Raw genomic sequence first — 324 nt, 5'->3', positions numbered from 1 at the left:
AAGCGCCCAAACCGCCCACACCCCTGCGCACCCTGTACGGCCGGATCACCAGCTGCCAGCGCCTGTCCGGCTCGGTCGACGAAGCCCGTTATGAAGTCACCCTGCAACCGCGCCTGGCGCTGCTCGCTCGCGGCCAGCAAACGCGCATCTACCAGAATCAATCGGTGCCGGAGATCGTCAGGAGCATCCTGGTCAATCGTCACGACTTCGTCCCCGGGGACTTCCGCTTCACGCTCAAACGCGAGTACCCACGGCGCGACCAGGTGATGCAGTACAACGAAAGCGACCTGGACTTCATCAGCCGTCTGCTCGCGGACGTGGGCA

General features: G+C 64.2%; 1 protein-coding gene. It reads left to right on the top strand.

Annotated features, from left to right (window positions below; all coding sequences use genetic code 11):
• Positions 1 to 324, top strand: a 324-nt coding sequence (locus KW849_RS31925; RefSeq protein WP_218433907.1) for a contractile injection system protein, VgrG/Pvc8 family, incomplete at both ends; no start/stop codon positions are given.

Origin of the sequence: Pseudomonas sp. PDM26 (assembly GCF_019219185.1) — a bacterium.
GTDB lineage: Bacteria > Pseudomonadota > Gammaproteobacteria > Pseudomonadales > Pseudomonadaceae > Aquipseudomonas.
The sequence above is the reverse complement of the archived record's forward strand: the minus strand, read 5'-3'. Positions and strand labels throughout refer to the sequence as shown.